General features: G+C 40.8%; 22 protein-coding genes and 1 tRNA gene. 12 read left to right on the top strand and 11 right to left on the bottom strand.

Annotated features, from left to right (window positions below):
* Position 1 precedes the first annotated feature (1 nt).
* Together rplU and J3U67_RS05785 are read right to left on the bottom strand one after the other, a co-directional pair.
* On the bottom strand, positions 2-310 hold the full coding sequence (gene rplU / locus J3U67_RS05790) for a 50S ribosomal protein L21 (RefSeq protein ID WP_267390650.1): 309 nt from the start codon (positions 308-310) through the stop codon (positions 2-4).
* 542 nt (positions 311-852) lie between these two features.
* Positions 853-1113, bottom strand: coding sequence for a hypothetical protein (locus J3U67_RS05785; RefSeq protein ID WP_100140407.1), 261 nt, complete (start codon positions 1111-1113; stop codon positions 853-855).
* Positions 1114-1780: 667 nt separating this feature from the next.
* On the opposite strand from J3U67_RS05785, the gene J3U67_RS05780 reads away from it, so the two are divergent.
* Together J3U67_RS05780 and J3U67_RS05775 are read left to right on the top strand one after the other, a co-directional pair.
* Complete coding sequence (locus J3U67_RS05780; protein ID WP_267390652.1) at positions 1781-2755, top strand: polyprenyl synthetase family protein; 975 nt, start codon at positions 1781-1783, stop codon at positions 2753-2755.
* Between the two features lie 48 nt (positions 2756-2803).
* Positions 2804-2878, top strand: a tRNA-Arg gene (locus J3U67_RS05775).
* A 129-nt stretch (positions 2879-3007) separates the two neighbouring features.
* Here the strand turns inward: J3U67_RS05775 and J3U67_RS05770 are convergent.
* The 4 genes from J3U67_RS05770 to J3U67_RS05755 are packed head-to-tail and all read right to left on the bottom strand — an operon-like array spanning position 3008 to position 7606.
* Positions 3008-4051 (bottom strand): nucleoid-associated protein, encoded by a 1044-nt coding sequence (locus J3U67_RS05770; RefSeq protein ID WP_267390653.1) that lies wholly within the window; start codon positions 4049-4051, stop codon positions 3008-3010.
* Positions 4052-4065: 14 nt separating this feature from the next.
* Positions 4066-5928: a DUF3732 domain-containing protein gene (locus tag J3U67_RS05765; protein WP_267390654.1), complete on the bottom strand. Its 1863-nt coding sequence runs from the start codon at positions 5926-5928 to the stop codon at positions 4066-4068.
* Entirely contained in the window at positions 5925-6377 is a 453-nt protein-coding gene (locus J3U67_RS05760; RefSeq protein WP_267390655.1) for a three component ABC system middle component, read from the bottom strand. Before J3U67_RS05760 ends, J3U67_RS05765 begins: the two co-directional genes overlap by 4 nt.
* On the bottom strand, positions 6374-7606 hold the full coding sequence (locus J3U67_RS05755) for an ABC-three component system protein (protein WP_267390656.1): 1233 nt from the start codon (positions 7604-7606) through the stop codon (positions 6374-6376). Before J3U67_RS05755 ends, J3U67_RS05760 begins: the two co-directional genes overlap by 4 nt.
* Positions 7607-8037: 431 nt before the next feature.
* On the opposite strand from J3U67_RS05755, the gene J3U67_RS05750 reads away from it, so the two are divergent.
* Positions 8038-9738 (top strand): formate--tetrahydrofolate ligase, encoded by a 1701-nt coding sequence (locus J3U67_RS05750; protein ID WP_267390657.1) that lies wholly within the window; start codon positions 8038-8040, stop codon positions 9736-9738.
* 259 nt (positions 9739-9997) lie between these two features.
* Here the strand turns inward: J3U67_RS05750 and tal are convergent, their stop codons facing one another.
* Positions 9998-11053: a transaldolase gene (gene tal / locus J3U67_RS05745; protein ID WP_267390658.1), complete on the bottom strand. Its 1056-nt coding sequence runs from the start codon at positions 11051-11053 to the stop codon at positions 9998-10000.
* Between the two features lie 207 nt (positions 11054-11260).
* On the opposite strand from tal, the gene J3U67_RS05740 reads away from it, so the two are divergent.
* From J3U67_RS05740 to J3U67_RS05705, 8 genes are all read left to right on the top strand, one after another.
* Complete coding sequence (locus tag J3U67_RS05740) at positions 11261-12235, top strand: KpsF/GutQ family sugar-phosphate isomerase (RefSeq protein WP_267404229.1); 975 nt, start codon at positions 11261-11263, stop codon at positions 12233-12235.
* 41 nt (positions 12236-12276) lie between these two features.
* Positions 12277-12810 carry a 3-deoxy-manno-octulosonate-8-phosphatase KdsC gene (kdsC, locus tag J3U67_RS05735; protein WP_267404400.1) on the top strand — a complete coding sequence of 178 codons (534 nt, stop codon included), beginning with the start codon at positions 12277-12279 and terminating at the stop codon, positions 12808-12810.
* Positions 12807-13391 carry an LPS export ABC transporter periplasmic protein LptC gene (gene lptC, locus J3U67_RS05730; protein WP_267404228.1) on the top strand — a complete coding sequence of 195 codons (585 nt, stop codon included), beginning with the start codon at positions 12807-12809 and terminating at the stop codon, positions 13389-13391. Before kdsC ends, lptC begins: the two co-directional genes overlap by 4 nt.
* 19 nt (positions 13392-13410) lie before the next feature.
* On the top strand, positions 13411-13875 hold the full coding sequence (gene lptA, locus J3U67_RS05725) for a lipopolysaccharide transport periplasmic protein LptA (RefSeq protein ID WP_370387856.1): 465 nt from the start codon (positions 13411-13413) through the stop codon (positions 13873-13875).
* A 9-nt stretch (positions 13876-13884) separates the two neighbouring features.
* Positions 13885-14628 carry an LPS export ABC transporter ATP-binding protein gene (lptB, locus tag J3U67_RS05720; RefSeq protein WP_100140416.1) on the top strand — a complete coding sequence of 248 codons (744 nt, stop codon included), beginning with the start codon at positions 13885-13887 and terminating at the stop codon, positions 14626-14628.
* 6 nt (positions 14629-14634) lie between these two features.
* Positions 14635-16014 carry an RNA polymerase factor sigma-54 gene (rpoN, locus tag J3U67_RS05715; RefSeq protein ID WP_267404227.1) on the top strand — a complete coding sequence of 460 codons (1380 nt, stop codon included), beginning with the start codon at positions 14635-14637 and terminating at the stop codon, positions 16012-16014.
* 69 nt (positions 16015-16083) lie between these two features.
* Entirely contained in the window at positions 16084-16416 is a 333-nt protein-coding gene (gene hpf / locus J3U67_RS05710; protein ID WP_100140417.1) for a ribosome hibernation-promoting factor, HPF/YfiA family, read from the top strand.
* Between the two features lie 209 nt (positions 16417-16625).
* Positions 16626-16817 carry a glycine zipper 2TM domain-containing protein gene (locus J3U67_RS05705; RefSeq protein ID WP_267404226.1) on the top strand — a complete coding sequence of 64 codons (192 nt, stop codon included), beginning with the start codon at positions 16626-16628 and terminating at the stop codon, positions 16815-16817.
* Between the two features lie 65 nt (positions 16818-16882).
* Here the strand turns inward: J3U67_RS05705 and J3U67_RS05700 are convergent, their stop codons facing one another.
* Complete coding sequence (locus tag J3U67_RS05700) at positions 16883-18448, bottom strand: TerC family protein (protein ID WP_267390664.1); 1566 nt, start codon at positions 18446-18448, stop codon at positions 16883-16885.
* 275 nt (positions 18449-18723) lie between these two features.
* Here J3U67_RS05700 and yihA point away from each other — a divergent pair, with 275 nt between their 5' ends.
* Positions 18724-19374, top strand: coding sequence for a ribosome biogenesis GTP-binding protein YihA/YsxC (gene yihA / locus J3U67_RS05695; protein ID WP_267404398.1), 651 nt, complete (start codon positions 18724-18726; stop codon positions 19372-19374).
* Between the two features lie 133 nt (positions 19375-19507).
* Here the strand turns inward: yihA and J3U67_RS05690 are convergent, their stop codons facing one another.
* The 3 genes from J3U67_RS05690 to J3U67_RS05680 all read right to left on the bottom strand — a co-directional run bounded on the left by J3U67_RS05690 (position 19508) and on the right by J3U67_RS05680 (position 23612).
* Positions 19508-20917 carry a sensor histidine kinase gene (locus J3U67_RS05690; RefSeq protein ID WP_100140420.1) on the bottom strand — a complete coding sequence of 470 codons (1410 nt, stop codon included), beginning with the start codon at positions 20915-20917 and terminating at the stop codon, positions 19508-19510.
* A 40-nt stretch (positions 20918-20957) separates the two neighbouring features.
* Positions 20958-21641, bottom strand: coding sequence for a response regulator transcription factor (locus tag J3U67_RS05685; RefSeq protein WP_100140421.1), 684 nt, complete (start codon positions 21639-21641; stop codon positions 20958-20960).
* 162 nt (positions 21642-21803) lie between these two features.
* Entirely contained in the window at positions 21804-23612 is a 1809-nt protein-coding gene (locus J3U67_RS05680; RefSeq protein ID WP_267404225.1) for a PglL family O-oligosaccharyltransferase, read from the bottom strand.
* Positions 23613-23655: the final 43 nt, after the last annotated feature.

Here is a 23655-nt window from a genome sequence, read left to right as displayed (position 1 = left end):
ATTAGGCAATCGCCACGATTTCAATCTGGGTAAAATTCTGGCGGTGGCCCTGACGTTTCTGATAGTGTTTACGACGACGCATCTTGAAAATGCGTACTTTATCGTGACGGCCATGTGCAACCACTTTAGCGGTTACTTTAGCGCCTTCAATAAAAGGCGTACCCACCTTCACCGCTTCACCGTCAGCAATCATCAAAACTTCATTCAGTTCGATCTGGCTGTCGAGTTCTGCTGGTATCTGTTCTACTTTTAATTTTTCGCCAACGGAAACTTTATACTGTTTACCGCCGGTTTTTACGACCGCGTACATACTCAACTCCAATAGGAATTCAATTAAAAAACAAAAACTAAATTTCCGCACAAAACGGAATTGGCGATTATAACAACCACGGAATTAACTGTCAAAACAATAACAACGTTGTATAAGCGCAGAAGATGGCTACCGCAGCAGGTTTCAGTAAACCATAATACATAGTATTACCAATCATAAAGCAGTGACAAAAACCAGCAACCGTTATTAACTAAAATTTTAAAAGAAATAAACACCAACTGAATAAACAAGCACCTAAAGCAACCGCAAAAAGATTGCTTTTAAAATGAATTATAAGCAATTGAGTAAAACTAAATTCTTTTATTCTTAAAGCCTTGATTAATCACCGCACAGCAAACTATGTTAGCTCAGAATTTCATAGCAAAATGGTCAAAAGAAACGTCAGTTGGCCCTCGTTAAACCTATCGATACCTACAGAAAAACTGCTGTAAGCACAGAAGAAACAAAAAATACATCTTTCCAATCAAAAAGAAAGATGTATTTAAGATTTCAATTTCTAAAAATTTATGCCACCGACAAAATTAATAGGCCACAGGCGGCTGAGGTTCCAGAGGGTCGATAACTTTTGTCGGACCATTTTTGAAAGCACACCAATTAACTCTCAATAAATCACATGGCAGCCACTTTGAAGGCGGTAATTTAACAATCGGATTAGCGATAGAAGGTGATTTAAACAAACTGATATGCACACCACCCTTGTCAGGTGGATTACCTGCATAACAAGAAAAAGAAGCAACACTTAAACTTAAAATACCCAAAACAGTTAACACAGATTTTTTCACAATGATACTCCTTTGGCTAAAGTAAAGAGTTTAAATAAACTCATTGATTACAATACATTTTTTAATATATGTTGTAAACTTTTTATTTAAAGAAACAAAAAAATTGTCTGATTAACACAACCATAAAAAATCCAACCAGCCAGCCCGTAATTTAAAAAAATTTATATATTCCACGTAGCCAACCAATACCAAAAACATAAAATCAATAAAAAGCTTCCTTTCCTTCACGCCAGCATAAAACAAAACCTAATACAAAAACGTTCAAACTACATATACAAAAGATATACAGTCCTATAGCAAGATTGATTTATCTAATCTCACTCACAACCAAAGCCAACAAAAAATATTCAGCGTTGAAATAAATTAATTTTAATCACAACTCACAAATCCTATTACTTTCTTAGGAAAACAGATAGATAAATGAAAACTCTACTCAGAAAATAATTAATAAACATACCCTGATTGATCTAGACAGCATTAGCTGGCTTCAGTTCCAGCCCAATTTATCCGAATTCTCCCTAAGCAAGAAATCATCAGAATTTACCCAATCTAACTTTTCTATCCCCAAAATTAATTTCAAGTATAATATTAAGCAATAGTGCTCAGTAGCAAACAGCACATTTCGATTAAAACACACCACCAAAATACGTTGCAGAAACACATACACATGCTCGAAAACCTGCCCTATTTCCAAAAACACCTACCTGAAGACCTAAGCCGCGTTAACGCTGTCATCAACCGTGCAGTCGAATCCGAAGTCGTACTTATCTCCCAAATTGGCCAGTATATAATTAGCGCCGGCGGCAAACGCTTGCGGCCGATTATCACCATTTTGTCCGGCAAGGCACTGGGCTATGATAAAGACCCACTATTTTCCCTTGCTGCCATGGTGGAATTTATTCACACTTCTACCCTGCTGCACGACGATGTAGTAGATGAAAGCGATCTGCGCCGCGGCCGTGAAACTGCCAACAATCTTTTTGGCAATGCCGCCGCCGTACTGGTAGGCGACTTTCTCTATACCCGCGCCTTTCAGCTGATGGTAGGTTCCGGTAGCCTGCGTATACTGGAAGTCATGGCTGAAGCCACCAACATCATCGCCGAAGGTGAAGTGATGCAGCTGATGAATATCGGCAATATTGACGTCACCGAAGAGCAGTATATTCAAGTAATTGAATACAAAACCGCCAAATTGTTTCAGGCGGCAGCACAAGTGGGCGCCATATTGGCCGGCGCCAGCGCTAAACAAGAATCGGCACTAAAAAACTACGGTACCTATCTGGGCACTGCCTTCCAGATTATTGATGATGTACTGGATTACACCGGTGATGTAGACACCATCGGCAAAAATGTCGGCGATGATCTGGCCGAAGGTAAACCTACCCTACCCCTGATTTACCTGCTCAACCAAGGCAGCCCTGCTGCCGCAGCCGATGTGCGCCACGCACTGGAACATGCCGACCGCAGCTACTTCGACAAAATTCACGACCATGTACTGAATTCAGATGCGCTGGCCTATTGCACTGCGCAAGCCAAAAAAGCGATAGATAAAGCCGTAAGCTGCCTAAATGATTTACCGGCTAATGAAACCACGCAAGCTATGCGCGATTTAGCATTGGCATCTTTAGCCCGAATCTCATAAAATAGCGGGCTATAGCCGCTTTTGACTATAGCCCTTCATTGTACAAGTCTCGCCGTAGTTCAACGGATAGAACACATGCCTCCTAAGCGTGCGATACAGGTTCGATTCCTGTCGGCGGGACCAAATTTATTCAAATTTTATAAATTTATTAAATACTTAGCAAGTAGAATTATATCTTTTACCGTTTTCTATACCGCTAAAAACATTATAAGAAACCCAGCAAAGCAGCAACGTCACTAATTTTTTTAAGCATCAGTTTTCTTCCTGATAATAAATTTTGTAAAATTTACGTCCATCGTCATCTCGTCCTTTTTCAATCATATCCTTACCACCGTGTATATAGATATGAAAGTTTTTATCCAGCTTCACTACACTTTTAAAATATTTCTCCTGCTTTTTTACAGCTTTCGGAGAAATATCAAAGTTTCTGACGGGTTCCAACTGATTTTCCTGCGCATAATTCTGACTAAAATCCTGATATTTTTGAATCAAATCATCTTGCGCAAATACCTCCTGCTCAAATTGCTGCAAATCGAACTGTTCATTATTTTTAAAATAATCAACAGACCTATTCAGCAATCCGATTTTTTCTGATTTACTGGCCTCATCATCAGCATCTATGGTTTGAGCAATAAATTGCTTAGCTGATTCCATAATATGAGTTGTCTGATGATAGTCGTTGTTAATGGGTCTAATACTTAGAAAATCATCAGTCCAGTATTTGGCTTCCGCACGCCGGTTGGTGTTATCCACAATAGCTACCAGATAACCCTGCTCTTTATGCAAATTAAAAATCAGACACCCCTTATCTAGCTTATGAATACTTAACCCCTCAATATCCGCCAAATCATAACCAGTCTGTTTGTCCTCAACCTTCAGAATTTTCTGTTTGTTTTCTGATTTAAAAATACCGATACAATCGACTATTTCATCATCAACCGTACAATCAGCGAGATTAAATACACTCAATTCTCCGGCCTTAATTTGCGGATGGTTACTTTTTTCATACAAATAACGCCCCATATTTTTAGACTGATTAATAAAATCATCAATATCAGTATACTCAAACATGGCTTTGATAATGGTATAAACCGGATTGAGCGCCAAATCGGGAAAAAAATGAAACTGATACAATTCATCAAATTTAAAATTGGAAGTGATTAACTTATTAAGTGTTTCTTCCACATTTTCATAATTACTTAACTCATCACACAGCCGCACACCGTCTGCAGTACTTTTATTGCCTATACTGTGTATTATTAATCTGCTGATATTTCCAAGAACAAATTTCGGCATAGATTTAACCATTTTTATAAGAGCTCATTTGGTATAAGAGCATTTCCATCAATAAATTCAGCAATTAATTTAAAATTCGGTAATTTATCCCAATCACTTGCTAGTGCATGATCAGTCAAAATTATTTGAAACGAATTTTTATTTTCATTAACCATTATATCAATAAAAGAATTAAGTACCTTAAATATTATGTTCAACATTTTTTGATCTTTTTCATAACGTAAAAAAGGAGTGCTAGGTTGATCAATAAATATAATTTGTGGAACATAATGAAGATTCATTTTGGCCATATGCATATGCAATGCCAAAAACATGCATAAATGCAAAAACACATAATTAGCCTGACTTCCTATTTCGCTTATAGGCAAAAATGCTGACATATTTGGTGGAAAAATATCTAACATCAAGTTTTCTTCATTTAAAGCTACACAATATCCTTTGTATTCAGTATCTTTATTAAGCTGATCATACACTTTTTGTGCAGTTTCATTAAATGATTTTATTTTTTCCAATTTTATACATTCAAATTGAACAGTATCAGATTGTGAAGATAATGTTTTTTTCTGTTCATTTAATATTTTTAATCGATTTGAGCTATCAATTAATTCACTTTCAATTTTTTTAATTTCTTCAGCTGTTAAAATAGATTTTAATCTACCTTCTATATTACCAATATTGATATAATTAGTATGATTAAACTGAAATTTATCTGCTGATTCATTTTTTTCTGTAATTTCTTTATTTATTTTGATTAATTGCTCATCAAATTTCTTTAAATCCTCAGAAACATCTAAGGGTGAAATTTGCTGATTTATATTATTTTTAATAGAGTAAAAAGAATCTCGTAAAGTTTGTAAAAATTTTTGTGTTTCATGAGATTGGACTAGTTGATTTGATAAATTCTCATATAAAAACTTAATAGGCTGCAAACTATCTGCTGATTTTTTTAAGTTTTCTTGATACCGATTATATTCACGCTTATATCTTTTCAACTTCGCTATTTCTAGTTCAATATCATTCTTTTGTTGATTAAGCTTTTCATTTTCTTCATTAAATATATACTTACCCTCTGCCATATTTTTGGCGGTACTAATAACTTGCTCAATAAATAATATTGCTTCATCTTCATTTTCAAACGATTGTGACAAATCAATAAAATTATATTTTTTTGATTCTTCTATTAAAAATTTAACTTTAGCTTTAAAATCTATAATTTTTTTCTCCCTTTCTTGAATGTCGGCTTTAATTTGCTTAATTTCTCTTGCTATTCCTTTTCCAGCTTTATTTGTTGCTTTTATTTCAGTGTTATCAGCACCTATGATTAATTCAAATATTTGATTTAACATTTTACCGGTAGTACTGTTTTTAAAATCATCTTTAAAAAAATGTAGATCAAAATATCTATCTGGTTGAGCAATGACTTTTTCTGTTAAAGAGCAGAAAATTAAAAAATGCCTATAACATAATAAATTGTTATAAGCTTGTTTTAATTCACCAGAAAAATTAAATAATTTATTCAAGCGTGATTTAACTTGTGAAATAGTCTGATTACTCGACGGCATTTCAGGCAAAGGGCCTAACCCAAAATATACATCTTGAGAAACTATACTTTTTTCAGGAGAACCTCGAGCTATTGAAATTTCTTGCTCATTGATGATAAAAGTAATACCAAACCATGAGACAGCATTAGCAATTTTATCTGCAATTTGTGTTATACCAGATAGTAAACAATAATCAACAATGCGCCAGATAGTTGATTTACCTGTGCTTGAAGCTCCAGTTATAACATTAACTTTATTTTTTTCAAAAAAATAGCTTTTCGGTTCTGAAGTGTCATTTTTAAACCAAAGTTTAATTTCGAGTAGTATAAAGTTCATAATTGTATTCTAAATATAAAATATAAATCAGAAAGGGAATAATTTTTAATCAATGCAACAAATTTAGGTATAACATGTTCAATTTTTGTGAATCTTAATCCTAATTCATTAACATTAAATTCAAATTCTTTATTGATTGTTATCGAATCTGTTATATTAATGACATTACTTTTTTGAAGAATCATTAACGAATTAACAGTAACAGGCAACAATGAGAGAAATCTGTTATTAAACGAAGTAAAATATAAACGTTTAGATTGGATAAATTGTTCTATATTTTCATAGTTAGCTTCATCTTTTAATAAATGATTAACAATGCGATTATCTAACAAAAATGGTAAAACTAAAGGGGCTGAAGCAATATCCATGCGTTTTAACTTGTTAATAACAGACATTAAAACCGTGGTAGCAATAGCTTCATTATTATAAATGTAATATAATTTTTTCATAAATTTTTATACCTATTTTTCCAGTCATAATGCCAACCTATTTTTAATTCATCTGAAAGTAAATATAAATAACCATTACTTGTATAAATACTAAGAGGAAAAGTATTACCTGGTACAGTCATTTGTTTTTTTCTTAATTCATCAAGAATACCAATCGCTAAAGACTTAATATCTTCTTCTAAATCTTTTATTAAACATCCTTCATTAATCTTTTTTTTAATTTCCCTATATTTTTCTTTAGAGACGTTTCTCCAAGTACCCATAATATTTTCTTCAAACATATCCAAATCAAATTGGTATATTTCTTTATTTTCAATCCAATCTGATAATATATTTATTGTATGAAGTTTTTGGAATGTAAAGTCTCTTATTTCGTCAGAATCATCTTGATAAATATCTCCTATATCCAGTAATTGTTGAATAAATATCTGGCTTTCTAAATTGTCTAGAAGATCCATTTCCAATCTTCTTTCAGGTAATGGACAGTTTTTATACATTATTCTCATACACTGACCAAAATCTTTTAAAAAATCATTAAAACTTATTTCATATTTTCCTTCAGAACAAATTTGACTATATTTTTTCTCTTGAAGTTGAGAACAAAAGGAATTAAAAATAGTTTCAGTATATTTATCATTCATGCATTTTTTTAAGATTTCATCTTTTATTTTTTTTATTACATCATTATTTCCAGTTTCAATATTCAAATTATTAAGAAATAGTCTTAAATTGCTTGATGATAATTTTTTAAATTCCGTAATACAATTTGCTATTTCTGGGTTATTTGTAGAAATAGAACTAATCTTGTTTAAAAATATTTGTGTATCGTTATCTTCTTTTGATTTAAAAGCCTTTAAGGCATCTTGAAATTTATTTTCTTTTTCTTCCTTATTTGTTATCAAAATAAATTTACACTTTTCAAGATTTTCAAAATTTGGTAATTGGATTAGATTTAACCAATTTAATAATGTTTTCCATAAGTCCTTATCAAGGGTAGTAAGATTAACTGAATTTCCTTGTGCCGCTTTTTGTATTGTATGTTTGATTTGAATAAATTCAGTAGTACCATCTGCTTTTTGAATATGTATATCTTCTTTAACTTCGAATCCAATTTTTTCCCCAACTTCCATTCTCAGTAAAAGCAATAAAAAATAGTAAGAATGATAACTCTGGGCTGCATCTTGAGCACCAGCCCCATGATTTTTATAAAATTTTTCAACGTCATTCATGCTAATTTACTCTAATTTTTTTACATTTGAATCATTAATTTACAAAAAAAGTTAGTAAATTTTGAAATTACAAATTTGCTTTTGTTTAATCTTAAAATATTTTATATATTTGTACATAAATATTAATAATAATTTACTGATTATAATATTAGAAATTATTATGATGAAAAAATACAATTGCAAATTAAATACTTACATAAAACTTCAGTAATTCAACCAAATTTAGAGTGGTATTTAAACCACATATTTTTTTCGCGCAAACGTCTTTTAGATTTTATTCAAAATAAATTGCAAAATTTATAACTAAATTTTAATGTAACCTATATTAACTGTTTTACAATTGTATACTTACTATATATTTACATAAATAGCTTATCGTCACGTCAATAAGCATTAATTTAAATTGTTCTCAAATTTTTAGGAATATAAGAATGACTGCATCTCTACTCCCGATTACCGAAGTCGCCCGCAACTGTGGTATCCCCGAACAATACCTGATTCCTTACGGCCGTGAAGTGGCCAAGGTAGATTTGGGGGTGATTCAGCCGCAAGCTAAACAGGGCAAGCTGGTATTGGTGTCGGCAATTACGCCTACGCCGCTGGGAGAAGGTAAAACGGTAACCACCATTGGGTTAAGTCAGGGGCTCAATTTTATCGGGCAGAAAGCAATAGCCTGTATCCGCCAGCCTAGTCTGGGGCCAGTGTTTGGAGTAAAAGGCGGTGCGGCTGGCGGTGGCAAGGCGCAGGTGTTGCCGATGGAAAAGCTGAATCTGCATTTAACCGGTGATATTCACGCGATTACCGCTGCGCATGATCTGGCTTCGGCAGCTTTGGACGCGCGTTTATACCATGAAGAACATCTGGGTGAAGATTTTACGGCACAAACTAAGCTGCCACGGCTGAATATTGATAAAAACCGTATAGTCTGGAAACGGGTGATTGACCATAACGACCGTGCTTTGCGGCGGATTAAGGTTGGCCTAGGTGGCGGCGCCAATGGGGTGGAACGCGAAGACGGATTTGAAATTTCAGCCGCTTCGGAGCTGATGGCGATTCTGGCACTGGCGACAGATTTACAGGATATGCGCCAACGTATCGGCCGCATTATTCTGGCTTATGATACCCAAGGCAAGCCAATTACGGCGGAGCAACTCGAGGTAGCCGGTGCAATGACGGTGCTGCTGAAAGATGCTATTAATCCGAATCTGATGCAGACGGCAGAGCAGACACCGGTGCTGATTCATGCTGGCCCGTTTGCCAATATTGCCCATGGTAATTCTTCGGTACTGGCAGATAAGGTGGGCTTACAGCTAGCTGATTATGTGGTTACCGAGGCAGGGTTTGGTTCGGATATGGGTATGGAGAAATTCTTCAATATCAAATATCGTCAGACGGGTGTAGCCCCATCCTGTGTGGTGCTGGTAGCCACAGTACGCAGTCTGAAATCCAATAGTGGGCGCTTTAATATTAAGCCGGGTCAGCCTTTGCCGGATGAAGTTAGCCAATGCAATGTGGCGCTCTTGGCAGAAGGCAGTGCCAATCTGGGCTGGCATATCCGCAATGCGAAAAGCTATGGTCTGCCGGTAATTGTGGCAATTAATCGTTTCCCTTATGACCATGAAGAAGAGCTGGAATATGTGCGCCAGTATGCACTGGAACAAGGTGCCAGTGCCTGTGAAATCAGTGAAGCATTTACTCAGGGTGGAGCGGGTACGCAAGCTTTAGCCCGCCACGTGGTGGCGGCATGCGCACAGAATAATACAGTTACCCTGCCCTACGCGGACAGTATGCCGCTGGAAGAAAAAATTCAAACTATGGCGAAGAAATATGGAGCACGGCAAGCAAATCTGTCGGAGCGGGCTCAACAGAATATGGCGGAAATCCGTCAACTCGGACTGGATCATTTGCCTTTGTGCATGGTGAAAACGCCGTTGTCTATCAGTGCTGACCCAAATCTAAAAAATGTGCCTATTGATTTTGATATTGATATTGCGCGCTTGCAGGTATCAGCCGGTGCAGGTTTTATTCGTGTATATGCGGGTAATGTGATGACGATGCCGGGTCTGGGTACTTTACCGGCTTACCGTCAGATTGATATTGATGCTGAGGGTAATATAGTTGGTTTGCATTAATGTTGTCTTAGTCGAATAATATTCAGTTGTTTGATTAATGTTATCAAAGCCATAATGGTTACTATGCTGTTGTGGCTTTTTAATTTGCAACTAATAAACAATAGGATGGTATTGTGCAGATAAATCTGAGTGAGGATTTCATCTTTTGTATCAAATAAGTATAAATTTTTAGATGTATTTATATTTAAAGATGGAATAAACATAACAGATACAGTTTGGCCAATGACAAATCTGTCCTGTTATGTTTTCAAATCAATGCTTAAGCCAGTGGTTGTAATAAAGCGTCAAAGGCATCAACAAATTGCTGCAAGCCTTCCTGTTGCAATCTGCTGGCAAGTGATTCGAGGTTGATACCTAGTTGTTCGATTTCAATCAGTACGCTTTTGGCCTGTTGTACTTCCTGAGTAAGGGTAGCTGCTGCGCGGCCGTGGTCAATAAATGCTTTCAGGGTATTGGCTGGTACTGTATTGATGGTATCTGCTCCGATAATGTTCTCTATATAGCAGACATCTGAATAAGCCGGATTTTTGGTGCCAGTAGAGGCCCAGAGCAATCGCAATGGCGCAGCCTGCTGTGCCGCCAGATCGGTAAATTCACGGCTTTGAATAAATTCCTGCCATTCGGCATAAGCGGTTTTAGCCAGTGCAATAGCGGTTTTTCCCTGTAAGGAAGCTGGCAAAGTGATATCCAGTGCACTATCAATGCGTGATAGGAAGAAGCTGGCCACTACTTGAATGCGGTTAACAGGCAAATTCTGTGCCAGTCGCTGGCGCAGGCCTGCTGCGTGTGCCTGCCATGCTTTCTGTAGCTGATCTTTGGAGAAAAGCAGGGTCAGGTTGACATTGATACCTTGTGCCACAAGTGTGGGTAAGGCTTGTATGCCGCTATCAGTAGCAGGTACTTTTATCATGACATTGGGGCGATCAAGCTGCTGCCAGAGGCGTACGGCTTCAGTAATGGTGGCCTGTGCATCATCGGCCAGATCGGGCGCCACTTCCAGACTGACCAATCCAGCTTTGCTATGACTACGTTCATACAGTGGCAGGCAAACATCACAGGTAGCCTGCACATCCGCCACTGCCAGCTGCTCGTAGCGCTGTTTTGGGGTGAGCGCTTGTTGTTTGAGGTGGTCGATGTCGCTCTGATACAGGCGGTCACCCGCGAAAGCTTTCTGAAAAATGGCCGGATTGGAAGTCACGCCACTGATACCGCTTTCCAGCATTTGTGCTAGCTCTCCCGACTGAATCAGACTCCTGGAAAGATTGTCCAGCCAAATCTGCTGTCCCAGTGTGTTGACTTGTGCTAATACGGCCATATTTATTCCTTGTGGTAAATATCTGTTAGATATGTTTTGTTAAGGTTAATCAATTGATTGAACCAGTTACGTTTACGTTGAGGTTTACTCTAACGAGGCTTGGCTATTTTGACAAGTTTCTGATGCAAACAAAATGACCGTTATCAGGTTATAATCAGGTTAAATTTGTTGTGTCTTTGTTTGCGTTTTTCTGCTGCAGATGGTGTTATGAACATTCAGGATAAATATTTGGACTGGGGCAAAGAAGTATTTGCTATTGAAGAACAGGCTGTACGCGAAGTTGCAGCCAGTCTGGATGAGCATTTTACTGCGGCTGTGGCCACGATTCTGGATTGTCGTGGCCGTGTGATTGTCACCGGTATGGGTAAAAGTGGCCATATTGGGCGCAAAATTGCTGCTTCGATGGCATCTACGGGTACGCCTGCTTATTTTGTTCATCCGGCCGAGGCGGGACATGGCGATCTGGGTATGATTGTAGATGGCGATGTGTTGATTGCACTGTCCAACTCTGGTGAAAGTGAAGAAATCCTTGCTTTGATACCGGCAATCAAACGCAAACATGTACAGCTCATTTGCATCACCGGCAGAAATGATTCGAGTATGGCCAGACATGCTGATATACATCTGTGCGCTCATGTCTCACAGGAGGCTTGTCCATTGGGGCTGGCTCCAACGTCTAGCACAACAGCGGTAATGGTATTAGGGGACGCTTTGACGGTAGCTCTGCTACGGGCGCGCCAGTTTACGCCGGAAGATTTTGCACTGAGCCATCCGGCCGGTAGTCTGGGTAAACGGCTATTGTTGACAGTGGCAGACGTGATGCATGCTGGTTCGGAAATGCCGCTCGTTCAGGAAAATACTCTGTTGCGACAGGCAATCGTAACCATGAGCGAAAAAGGCTTGGGTATGCTGATTGTGGTAGATGGTAACGGGCAACTTAGTGGTTTGTTTACTGATGGCGATTTACGCCGTCTGTTTCAAAGCAATCAGCAATTGCAAGACTGGGTGATGGCCGATGTGATGGGCCACGCACCAAAAACCATTACGGCGGATCGGCTAGCGACGGAAGCTTTAAAAACCATGCAGACAAACAAAGTTAATGGTCTGGTGGTGATTGATGAACTGAATCATCCTGTAGGCGCGCTGAATATGCATGATTTATTGCAGGCACGTATTGTTTAGGCGCGTTGAGGAGTGATATTAAGGGTATGTTGATGAATGCAATGATGTCGGCTACTGCACGATTACAGGCTGCAAAGCAGATCAGGCTGTTTATTATGGATGTAGACGGTGTACTCACTGATGGCCGTATCTTTATCAGAGATAACGGAGAAGAAATCAAAGCATTCCATACTCTAGACGGGCATGGGCTGAAAATGCTGCACCGGCACGGAATTCAGACTGCCATTATAACCGGACGCGATGCCCCCTCGGTTGGCATTCGTGTTCAGCAACTGGGTATTAAACATTACTTTAAAGGAATTTCTGATAAACGCAGTTGTTATCAGCAACTGCTCGAACAACTACAACTTTCAGAACAGCAATGTGCCTACATTGGAGATGATGTGGTGGATTTACCGGTGATGAAGCACTGTGGTTTGGCTGTGGCTGTGCCAAATGCACATGCACTGGTATTACAGCATGCTGACTATGTCACTGAGGCTGCCGGCGGTGCTGGGGCAGTACGTGAAGTATGTGATTTACTGCTGGATGCACAAGGATTTATGGCAGCGGAAATGGCGGGGTATCTGGCATGAGTATGCTCCGTAGCCGCAGTAACTGGGCATTTCCGCTGATTCTGGCAGTGGCGCTTGGCGGTGTAAGTTTCTGGCTTGACCGCATTACTGAAGTTAAGACAGTGGAAATCTCGCTCAATCCGAAAGAACCGAAATACGTTATCAATACTATCCACGGTGAAAGATTTGATGATAAAGGCCAGCTGAGTGAATCCATCCAAGCCTCTGCTGCACGGCAGTTTCCTCAGCAGACGGTGATTTATATCGATAATCCCGATATGAGTCTGTACAAAAATGGTACTGAGTTGTATCGGATTCAAGCCAAGAGCGGCCAATATTACACCGACAGCCGTAAAGTAGATTTGCTTGGTCAAGTAAACTGGCTCAAACACCAAGTGGGTGATGAACCGGAAGGACAACTGCAAACAAGTATTTTACATGTAGATACTCAGACTCAGGTAATTAAAACTGATGCGCCGGTTGCGTACCGGTATGGTATGTCGAGTGGGACATCGCAAGGTTTTGAATATGACAAACAGCGTGGTTTTTTAAATCTTCCCGCGCGTGTAAGGGCTATTATTTATGATCCGCATTCACATTAGTGGTAAAGTTCTCGCAGCCATGATGCTGCTGACTGGCAGCATGCCCCTCTGGGCTCTGGACAGTGACCGGCAACAACCAATACAGATTGAGGCTGATCAGGGTTCTCTGGACAAACAGAATCAGACAACGGTATTCACTGGTAATGTTAAGATGCGTCAGGGCACGATGTATATGAATGCTGCCCGTGTTACCGCCCACAAAGATAATGCCGGCAACCAAACCATCATTGCAGACGGCAAACCGGCAACTTTTGGTCAGCAGCTTGAAAAAGATGGCATGGTATTTGGTCACGGCGATAATGTCCATTACGAAAGCCAGAGCGGCATTGTTACTATTACAGGCAACGCTCAGGTAAACCGCGGGGGAGATATGGCTCGTGGTGCTGTGATTGTTTATAACACCAATACTGAGGTTTATACGGTGAAAAGCGCGCCTAAAGGGCGTGTACACGTGATTATCCAACCGCAACAGAAAAAGAAATAAGCCAATCCCATGAATGAAACTCCTACTGCGCCGCAAAGCCAGCTCTGTGTCAGCGGCCTGAAAAAAAGTTTTAAACAGCGACAAGTAGTCAACGATGTTGCTTTGGAAGTAAACAGTGGTGAGGTAATCGGCTTACTGGGACCAAATGGTGCCGGTAAAACCACTAGCTTCTATATGATTGTGGGACTGATTGCAGCCGATGGTGGCTGCATCACACTGGATGGTCAGGACATAACTCATCGGCCGATTTACGAGCGTGCCCGTTTGGGTCTGGGTTATCTGCCGCAGGAAGCTTCGATTTTCCGTAAAATGACGGTAGCACAGAATATCAATGCAATTCTGGAAATCAGCTATCCGCCGGAAAAACGTGCAGAACAGCTGGAATTACTACTGGCAGACCTGCACATAGAACATTTACGTAATAATACTGCTCTTTCGCTGTCTGGTGGTGAACGCCGCCGTGCAGAGATTGCACGGGTGTTGGCGATGAATCCGCGCTTTATTCTGCTGGATGAACCATTCGCCGGAGTAGACCCAATTGCACTGATAGATATTCAGAATCTGATTTCTTTCCTGAAACAACGCGGTATCGGCACCCTGATTACCGACCACAATGTACGTGAAACACTACGTATCTGTGACCGAGCTTATATTATCAATCAGGGTAGCGTTCTGGCTTCCGGTGTACCGGAGGAGCTGGTTAATAATGAGCAGGTACGCGCTGTTTATTTAGGTGAGCATTTCGAGTATTAGGTGCGTATGCAAAAGCCTGCCGCTCAACTCAAACTCAATCTTACCAATCGTCTTAGCCCCAGACTGCAACAATCTTTACAGGTGTTGCAATTATCTGCACTGGAATTACAGGAACTGGTATCAGGCTGGTTGGCTGATAACCCTTTTCTGGAAGAAATTGAAAATTCAGCTGAAGATATTAGCCCTCAGACTCAATATGTACAGCCACCTCAACATGGCTTTATACAAAATGAAAGCGATATCTGGGAAACACTGGCGGATGAACCCGATATGTATACGCTGCTGCGCCGGCAGGTATGCGAGTTTGATTTAGATGTAGACACAGCAGCACAAGTTTATTTTTTGATTGATAATTTAAATGAACAGGGATATCTGGATTGCAGTCTAACTGACCTTGTAGAAAATTCACCACTGGAATGGCGGCTGGATGAAACCGAGCTTGCTCATGCTCTTTCTATTCTGCAACAGTTTGAACCAGCCGGTGTGGGCGCACGTAATTTGCAGGAATCACTACTATTGCAGTTGGATAACCTGCCAGACTCCCACGATGCAAATAAAAAAAACATTCAAAACTGTGCACGGTTACTAATCAGCGACTATTTCGGAAAATGGCTAAGTACCCATCAATTCAAACAGCTATGCCGGCAACTACCACAGTTTTCTACCGCCACACTCGAAGCAGCCTGCAAACTGATTGGCTGCCTCAACCCTTTCCCCTGTTATGGTTTACCAGACGGCCACGGTATTCTCGCAATACGCCCAGATATGGAAGTATTTGCTGATAACAATGGCTGCTGGCAGATTCGTATTCTGCGTAATGCATTTCCTCAATTGCGGATTGAGCCAGCTGCGGAAGATTTGTTACAACAGCCGCATCCGGAAATAGATACCATGTGTAAAAACAAGTGGCAGGAAGCTCAAACTTGTCTACATAGTCTGCAGATGCGCAAAAACACCCTGCAACGTCTGGGAGAATGGATTGTGCAGCAACAGCAGGATTTTTTCAGTTTCGGTTCGCTAGCTTTGGTTCCGTTAACCATTAAGGAAACGGCACAGACACTTGAGCTTGCAGAAAGTACCATTTCCCGCGCCATTAATCAGAAATACCTTACTTGCTCTCAGGGTGTTTTTCCTCTGCGGTATTTTTTCAGCCAATCTGTAGCTGCAACGGATGATGGTGCAGGCAACAGCCAAACAGCAATTAAATCTTTGCTGCAAAGCATGATAAACGAAGAAGATGCAAAGCATCCCTATTCTGACGCCTATCTGGTCAGCCAGCTAGCCAAGCAAGGAATTAAACTGGCGCGGCGTACAGTGGCAAAATATCGTGAGGCCTTGAAAATTCCGCCGGCGCACCAACGTAAAGTAAAGTTTAAGAATTACTAACTAACTGTTTACCTTCTTTAAAATTTGTTTGGTCTTCACTAAAACCCTTTTATTAAAAGGAGTCAGGCTATGAATCTTAAATTTGTTGGACAGAATCTGGATGTAACCCCTGCTTTAAAGGATTACACACTAAACAAGCTAGAACGCATTAGCCGCCACGCGGATCAGGTAATCAGTGCCACCGTTACATTTTCAGTACTAAAAGTTCAGAAAAAAGCAGAAATCAATTTACATCTTTCGGGCAAGGACATTCATATTGATTGTGTAGACAATGATATGTATGCAGCTATTGACTGTCTTATGGATAAACTAGATCGCGCCGTGATTAAATATAAGGAGAAAAAGCAGCCTTCCCGTGAGACACCAGAAATCGTGGCTGACACTATTAAAGAAACAGACTAGCTGGCCGCCCCTCTTTCTCTATCAGAAAACTGCATTATTGTTAATAATGCAGTTTTTCCACCAGACTGTCTTCTCACTGATATAATTAATACAGTAATAATATATTGTTGACTTTCTATACATTCGCCAGCAATATAGCAATATAATGAAGAGTTAATACACACGATAAATCTATTTTCTTACAAAGAGGCATATATATGAAATCTAAAATGAAAACATTAGCTGTAATAGCCGCAGTAGCAGCATCTCTTTCTGCCTGTGCAGATATGACTCCGGCTCAGCGTCACACTGCCGAAGGTGCAGTAGTAGGTGGTATAGCTGGTAACCTGATGGGCAAAGACACAGGTGCCACCTTAGGTGGTGCTGCATTGGGCGGCGTAATTGGCAGCCAGATTAAATAAGCAAGTACGAAATAAAAAAAGCCTGCTGTACTAGCAGGCTTTTTTTATATTCTGATAAATTCAGATTATTCTGATTCAGGAAGTTCAATTTTGCTGATGCGTACTCTTTCCAGCCGATGTCCGTCCTTACTTAAAACCTCAAAACGATAACCGGCATAATCAATGGTATCCCCCACATCCGGAATATCCTGCATTTCTTCCATTATCAGTCCGGCTACTGTGTGATATTCGGCATCTTCCGGCAAAGTTGGCAAATGCAGATGCTGAGCCAATATTGCATATTCAAGGCTGCCATCTACCGTGACACTTTTGTCAGCATTTTGCTGAATACTTGGCGCATCAGCACGCTCATACTCTTCTGGAAAATCACCGGCAATGGTTTCCATCAAATCCTTCATGCTCACAAGTCCGAGTACGGCACCAAACTCATCCACCACGAGCGCAATATCGGCACTGCGTGAGCGGAACAATTCCATGGCATCCAGCACAGTACTGCTGTCTGGTAAAACCAGTGGTTGACGCAGTGCGGCCTGTATATTCAGTGCTTCACCTTTGAGTAGCTGATTCAGAAGATCTTTTTTATTAACAAAACCCAGCGGTTCATCAATACCGGCTTTGCCAACCACCACCAGTCTTGAAAAAGGTGTGTCTTGTAACTGCTGATGCTGCTGCTCACGCGTTTGCGATAAATCCAGCCGCTCGATATCACTGCGCGGCGTCATCACACCCATGATGGGGCGCTCGGCCAGCGTCAGCACACTCCGAATCATGGATTTCTCATTTTCTTCGAAATGCTCATCATCTTCGGTTGGGGTACCATTCTTGGCCAGCTCCTTTTCACGCAGCCCCATCATACCCAGCACACTGTCTGCGGTACGGTAGCGCCACGAACGGCCGATCATATCGTTACGACGGGTATTTCGCGTAGAAATCTGGTTGAAAATCTCAATTAGTATGGAGAAAGCAATGGCCGCATACAAATAGCCTTTGGGAATTTCAAAATGTAGACCTTCTGCAATCAGACTGAAGCCAATCATCAGCAAAAAACCAAGACATAACATCACCACAGTAGGATGGCGGTTTACAAACTCGGTAAGCGGACCACTAGCCCATATCATCATCCCCATCGCGATTATCACAGCCATCATAGCCACAGTGATATGTTGTACCATCGCGACAGCAGTAATCACAGAATCAAGTGAAAAGACTGCATCCAGTACCACTATTTGTAAAACCACACTCCAGAAACTGGCATAGACAGCCACATTGGTAATCGAAGCCATAGCGGTATGGCCTTCAAGGCGTTCATGTAATTCAGTGGTGGCCTTGTACAGCAAAAACAATCCACCGCCGAACATAATCAAGTCCTTAACCGATATACCAAAACCTCCGATATGCACAAACGGCTTCGTCAGGGTGATGATAAATGACATCAGTGCCAGCATCACAATCCGTATCAGTACGGCTAGAGTAAGGCCGGCGATACGAGCATGGTCGCGCTGTTTCGGACTGGCTTTATTCGCCAAAATAGCCACAAATACCAGATTGTCGACACCTAAAACAATTTCCAGAATTACCAGGGTAATTAGTCCCACCCACGTGGCCGGTTCTCCCAACCAGCTAAAATCCATTTTCTTTTCCTATACGTTAAACGGAAACAGGCAGCCTGCTGCACGAGCAAAGCTGCCTGAAAATCAGAGAAAACCAGTCTACACGCACACTCTTGCGGCCCGAGACCCCGTCTTTCATCTGAACATTTCCTAAAAATAAACTTCTTATCAGTTTAGCAGTATGCAACAAAAAATCAAGTACCACACCATTAATCCGGCGTTAACATCTGTTTTCGAAGCCGAATCAGACTTAAAAACATGGTATGCTACAGCCTTATTTTCATATTTTGTTACTCATGAATCTGTTTCGTCACGCCCGTTTCTATACTACTGTTAATCATTTAAAAGACCTGCCAGACACACGTGCAGAAATTGCTTTTGTTGGCCGAAGTAATGCAGGCAAATCCAGCGCCATTAATACCCTCACTAACCACACGCGTCTGGCCTACGTTTCCAAAACGCCAGGACGTACCCAACACATAAACTTTTTCGAACTGACAAACGGCGGGTATATGGTAGATTTACCCGGCTACGGTTATGCTCAGGTGCCAGAAGCAGTACGCAGACACTGGGTCAGTTTACTGGGAGATTATCTACAGACACGGACTCAGCTTATTGGGCTAATTCTAATTATGGATGCACGCCATCCTCTGAAAGAGCTAGACAAACAGATGCTGGATTTTTTCACTGTAACCAATCGTCCCGTGCATATTCTTTTATCCAAGGCTGATAAATTATCCAAAAATGAGCAAATTAAAACTTTAGCCTGTGTCAGAAAAGCGTTACAACCATACATTGCTCGCCAGCAGGTTTCGGTACAACTATTTTCCAGCTTAAAAAAGCAAGGTATGGAGGAAGTTAATCAGATTGCTGCAAGCTGGTTTGCTCAGAATGCTACCCTGCCAGCGATTGAAACCGAAACACCTGCCTCCAAGGCAGACAAGTAATTGATGTGCTTCAAGACAAACTTACACTAAAGCCAGAGAATTCTTCAGCTCAACCAGAAATGTTGAGCAATTAGACAGAAAACCGGATAAAGACTATTACTTTATCCGGCTTGATTCTTCAGTAATTTATTATTCAACTCTTATTTTTCTGCCGATTCCGGTTTCTACTTGGCGTAAATTTAGGCAGCAAAAAATGCATACTCAGGCCTTTTGGCTGTTGATTATCTGCGTATATCTTACCATGATGGCGATCGATAATATGTTTGGTTAGCGCCAGACCAAGCCCCGTTCCTGGCTTATTGGCACTGCTGTCCGCCCGATAAAAAGCAGTAAAAATATGCGGCAGCTGGTTTTCAGCAACCCCCGGACCATTATCACTAATATCCACCTGCCATTGCTGCTTACCGCCCTCATGCAGATGAATTTTGATTTCACTACCATCTGGGCTGTAATTTATTGCATTACGAACAACATTATCAAAGGCGCGGTACAAATAGCTTTCGTTTGCCTTCACCATTGCCGTATCCGGAATATCACACTGCCAAGATAAAGTCTGCTGATGCTGCATGGCTACCGCCTGATTGTCTTCAACAATCTGCTTGATAACTGGCACCAAGGCTAGCGGTTCCAGCGTTATAGGTAAATCAGACGTTTCCAGTCGAGACAGAGTGAGTAGTTCACCAACCAGCAAATCCATACGTCCAAGTTCACTTTCCAGCCGCTGTAAATGCTGTTCTTGCTTCTGTGGCTGTACCTGTATCAAGCCAATAATTGCCTGCATGCGAGCCAGTGGCGAACGCATTTCATGCGAAACGTGATGCAGCAAATGACGTTCTTTTTCCACCAGCTTCTGCAATTTATCCGCCATATTGTCAAATTGCACTGCCAATGAATAAAGTTCATCACGTCGTTCTGATAGCTGATGTGACACACGTGTCTGTAGATTGCCATGAGCCAGCCGATCCATACCCCGCCACAACACACGAATTGGCTGGGTAATATTATTGGCCAAAATATATGCCGTAAGCAGACCAACAATAATAATAAAGCTGAGAATTATAAATTCGTGCCAGACCGGTGCAATCGGCAAACCGGGAATAAAAAACGGGCTAGGCGGACGTGGTGTACGTTCATGATTCCAGCCGCGAATCATAAACAGATATTCCTCGCCAAGAGAATTATAGGATATCTGCACCAGTTTTGAATTAGGATGCGACAAGGCAAACTCATGAGCCTTATCAATGTCCTCAGGGTCTATAGGACGGCCAAGAATATCATTTTTGTTATCACCGGTAATAACATAAAGATTTTCACCGCCCGGACTGTTTCCCCATTCCAACAATTGCTCACGAATACCGGCATCACCACGTGCTTGAAAGGCATTCATGGTACTGCTGAGCAAATTTTCTTCAAAATTTCGCTGTTGCTTGAAGCGGGTCTCAGCAAGCGTATTCTGCACCAGCCAAAAAGAAGAGCTGGCCACAAAAATCGCACAAACAATCACTGCGCAGAATGTAGCAAATATACGGGGAAACAGTTTCATAATTTAAAACAGGCTGTTTAACAACAGCCTGTATTCTGGTTCAGTTTTTAACAAACAGATAACCCAGACCACGTACAGTCTGAATCAGACTAGCATTGCCCAGCTTATGCCGGATACTAGAAATATGTACATCAATACTGCGGTCAAATTTGGCCAGTTTTCGATCCAGCGCTTCCAAAGATAAAGTTTCCTTACTTACCACTTGTCCTGCGTGGCGCATTAGTACTTCAAGCAGATTGAATTCTGTGCTGGTCAGCTCTAGTGGTTCTTCATCAATGGTAACCTGACGTTTGGCCGGATACAGCACCACCCCACTGGCTGAAATACTGTTAGGAATTCCATTCTGATCATTGTCTTGACTCTGGTGTGTACGACGTAAAATGGCATTGATTCGAGCCAATAATTCGCGAGGCTGGCAGGGTTTTGGTACATAATCGTCTGCACCCATTTCCAGACCTATAATTCGATCAATATCATCGCCTTTGGCAGTCAACATAATAATTGGAATCTTACTTTGTACACGTACCGTTTTCAGCACATCCAAACCGTTCATTTTCGGCATCATGGAATCCAATACCACCACATCGTACTGACCGGTTAAAATTTCTTTCACACCTGCTTCGCCATCGGCAACGCGACTCACTTCCAGCCCTTCAGCTGTCAAATATTCAGTGAGTAACTCTGTCAACAAATTATCGTCATCTATTAATAACACACGATTCATATCATCCTCCTAAATGGAAGTGCACATTCTGTATTGACTACAGACGTATTTACTATATTTACACTTGATATCTTAACATGTAGGTTGGAATTATCTTTACAATAGCAAGGCTTTTGCTCACTTTTTCATTAAAAACCACAATGTTAAATATCTGTCTGAACACTACATACAATTCATTTTCAGCGCACTTTGCTGCTGATATTTCAGGCAATCCTGCTGCATTTGTTGTATTGCTGCGACGGAATATGGTTGATTTCTGATTCTGCTTATAAAACTAGGAATCATTCCGGGATAGTAATGACTTACCTCTGTAAACCAGTCATGAGCAGCCGTTTTTTGCTGTGCCTGCTCAAGGTAAAGTCCACGTATAAATGTGTTGCTGTAAGGTCGATATCTTCCCGCCAACAATGCCGCTTGTTTACCCCATAATGGTAAAAAAGAATCAGTAACATTCAGTTTTTCGATAACAGCCATGTCAACATAATAACGCATAAAGTACATATGCTTACGCAAATTATGCAATCTGCTCATTTGCTCAGCCTGCGCTATCTGACCATTAGCACGAACTTTTAAAAATTGTTGATACAGCAGCATTTGCCAGATCATCATCAACATGGCGATTAAAGCCAGAATCGCTCCAGCCTGATTGGAGAACTTAGAAACAGGCCGACAAGATTTTGTTAATTGAGCGCTCGTAATCGGTGTCAATGCCATAAATAGAACAAATATAGCAAGAAAATAGCTATACCAAAGCGGATATTCCAACATACTGTGGCATAAAGAAACCAATATCATACTTACTAAAACAATTGAAGCCGGATTAAATCCCTTGCGTAGATGTGGCCAGATCACCAAAGCAAAACAAGCCAACACAATTAACAGACCAGTAATACCGGTTTCTGCCAATAGCTGTAACACCAGATTGTGGCAGTGTGTAAATAGCACCGTGTTTTCATATTGGCGGAAACCATTCGGATACACATCTGCAATTGCAAATCCCTGATAGGCATAGCTACCCCAACCATAACCAAACCATGGGGCACTTTTAAAAATTAACCATGCCTTATGCCACTCCATATGGCGCCCTGACTGAGCAAACCCACCCTGCTCCAGACGAGCAGTACCAGACTGAAAACTAATATGCAGAAAAAAATCAAACAGTGGACTCAATACCAGTTGAAACAGCAATACCAAGCCAATGGCAATAGCCAGTTTCATTAAAAAACGATTAGCAGCAGAACCCGCACGCCAACGCCAGAAAAACAGTGATAACCCGATAACCAGCACATACAGAATGATCGTACGAGAACCAATCAGCCCCATTACACCGGTAAACCAAAATAGCAATGCCCACACCACCCATTTCGGCAGGCGTCGCTGCTGCCACAAAAAACACAAAGCCAGCACGCCCCACATCAGGTAATGTCCTAGATGATTGCGCTGAGCTAGCTGACCATAAATATAATGATTTCCTGGTCCACGCAATATTCCCGGAATCCAGCTATTTACACCCACAAACTGCATTAAACATACTAGAGACTGTAATAGCACCCCCAGTACCAACGCCATAGCCAAAATCGTAACAGCCTGAGTCTGGCCGATGCGAATAACCCATCCACGCGCCGCCCAAGCAAGTATAGCCATTACCACAAAAACTAATGCGGTCAGGTCGGACTGACTAGCATATGTAAGATTCATTACTCGTGCCTGAATCACAAGCAATAGTGCCAACACCAACAGTACAATACTACTGTTGGGCAATGAAAATTTGGTTTTGCGAGTCAGTACCGTCAGCCCAGCAAGACATAGCACAAAAAATAATGTTCCTGTTTCCAGATAAAAACTAGACAGGGTACCCACGCGCCAGCTCGACATAAACGGCACAATGCACAGCGACAACATTCCCAACCACCAGACCCATGTAGCAGAGCGGTAAATATTCGAACACGAATCAATTGGCGACTGATCCATACAATTCTCCATCGAACAACGTCGTTAACTGTCTTGAATTTAT

Origin of the sequence: Snodgrassella sp. B3837 (genome assembly GCF_026535955.1) — a bacterium.
GTDB lineage: Bacteria > Pseudomonadota > Gammaproteobacteria > Burkholderiales > Neisseriaceae > Snodgrassella > Snodgrassella alvi_E.
Note: the sequence above shows the minus strand (reverse complement) of the source record. Positions and strands in the feature narration are given on the sequence as shown.

Excerpts from the sequence above, each read along its gene's own strand:
- rplU (WP_267390650.1), bottom strand. The coding sequence starts at position 310 with ATGTACGCGGTCGTAAAAACCGGCGGTAAACAGTATAAAGTTTCCGTT.
- J3U67_RS05780 (WP_267390652.1), top strand. The coding sequence starts at position 1,781 with ATGCTCGAAAACCTGCCCTATTTCCAAAAACACCTACCTGAAGACCTA.
- J3U67_RS05770 (WP_267390653.1), bottom strand. The coding sequence starts at position 4,051 with ATGCCGAAATTTGTTCTTGGAAATATCAGCAGATTAATAATACACAGT.
- J3U67_RS05765 (WP_267390654.1), bottom strand. The coding sequence starts at position 5,928 with ATGAACTTTATACTACTCGAAATTAAACTTTGGTTTAAAAATGACACT.
- J3U67_RS05760 (WP_267390655.1), bottom strand. The coding sequence starts at position 6,377 with ATGAAAAAATTATATTACATTTATAATAATGAAGCTATTGCTACCACG.
- J3U67_RS05755 (WP_267390656.1), bottom strand. The coding sequence starts at position 7,606 with ATGAATGACGTTGAAAAATTTTATAAAAATCATGGGGCTGGTGCTCAA.
- J3U67_RS05750 (WP_267390657.1), top strand. The coding sequence starts at position 8,038 with ATGACTGCATCTCTACTCCCGATTACCGAAGTCGCCCGCAACTGTGGT.
- tal (WP_267390658.1), bottom strand. The coding sequence starts at position 11,053 with ATGGCCGTATTAGCACAAGTCAACACACTGGGACAGCAGATTTGGCTG.
- J3U67_RS05740 (WP_267404229.1), top strand. The coding sequence starts at position 11,261 with ATGAACATTCAGGATAAATATTTGGACTGGGGCAAAGAAGTATTTGCT.
- kdsC (WP_267404400.1), top strand. The coding sequence starts at position 12,277 with ATGATGTCGGCTACTGCACGATTACAGGCTGCAAAGCAGATCAGGCTG.
- lptC (WP_267404228.1), top strand. The coding sequence starts at position 12,807 with ATGAGTATGCTCCGTAGCCGCAGTAACTGGGCATTTCCGCTGATTCTG.
- lptA (WP_370387856.1), top strand. The coding sequence starts at position 13,411 with ATGATGCTGCTGACTGGCAGCATGCCCCTCTGGGCTCTGGACAGTGAC.
- lptB (WP_100140416.1), top strand. The coding sequence starts at position 13,885 with ATGAATGAAACTCCTACTGCGCCGCAAAGCCAGCTCTGTGTCAGCGGC.
- rpoN (WP_267404227.1), top strand. The coding sequence starts at position 14,635 with ATGCAAAAGCCTGCCGCTCAACTCAAACTCAATCTTACCAATCGTCTT.
- hpf (WP_100140417.1), top strand. The coding sequence starts at position 16,084 with ATGAATCTTAAATTTGTTGGACAGAATCTGGATGTAACCCCTGCTTTA.
- J3U67_RS05705 (WP_267404226.1), top strand. The coding sequence starts at position 16,626 with ATGAAAACATTAGCTGTAATAGCCGCAGTAGCAGCATCTCTTTCTGCC.
- J3U67_RS05700 (WP_267390664.1), bottom strand. The coding sequence starts at position 18,448 with ATGGATTTTAGCTGGTTGGGAGAACCGGCCACGTGGGTGGGACTAATT.
- yihA (WP_267404398.1), top strand. The coding sequence starts at position 18,724 with ATGAATCTGTTTCGTCACGCCCGTTTCTATACTACTGTTAATCATTTA.
- J3U67_RS05690 (WP_100140420.1), bottom strand. The coding sequence starts at position 20,917 with ATGAAACTGTTTCCCCGTATATTTGCTACATTCTGCGCAGTGATTGTT.
- J3U67_RS05685 (WP_100140421.1), bottom strand. The coding sequence starts at position 21,641 with ATGAATCGTGTGTTATTAATAGATGACGATAATTTGTTGACAGAGTTA.
- J3U67_RS05680 (WP_267404225.1), bottom strand. The coding sequence starts at position 23,612 with ATGGATCAGTCGCCAATTGATTCGTGTTCGAATATTTACCGCTCTGCT.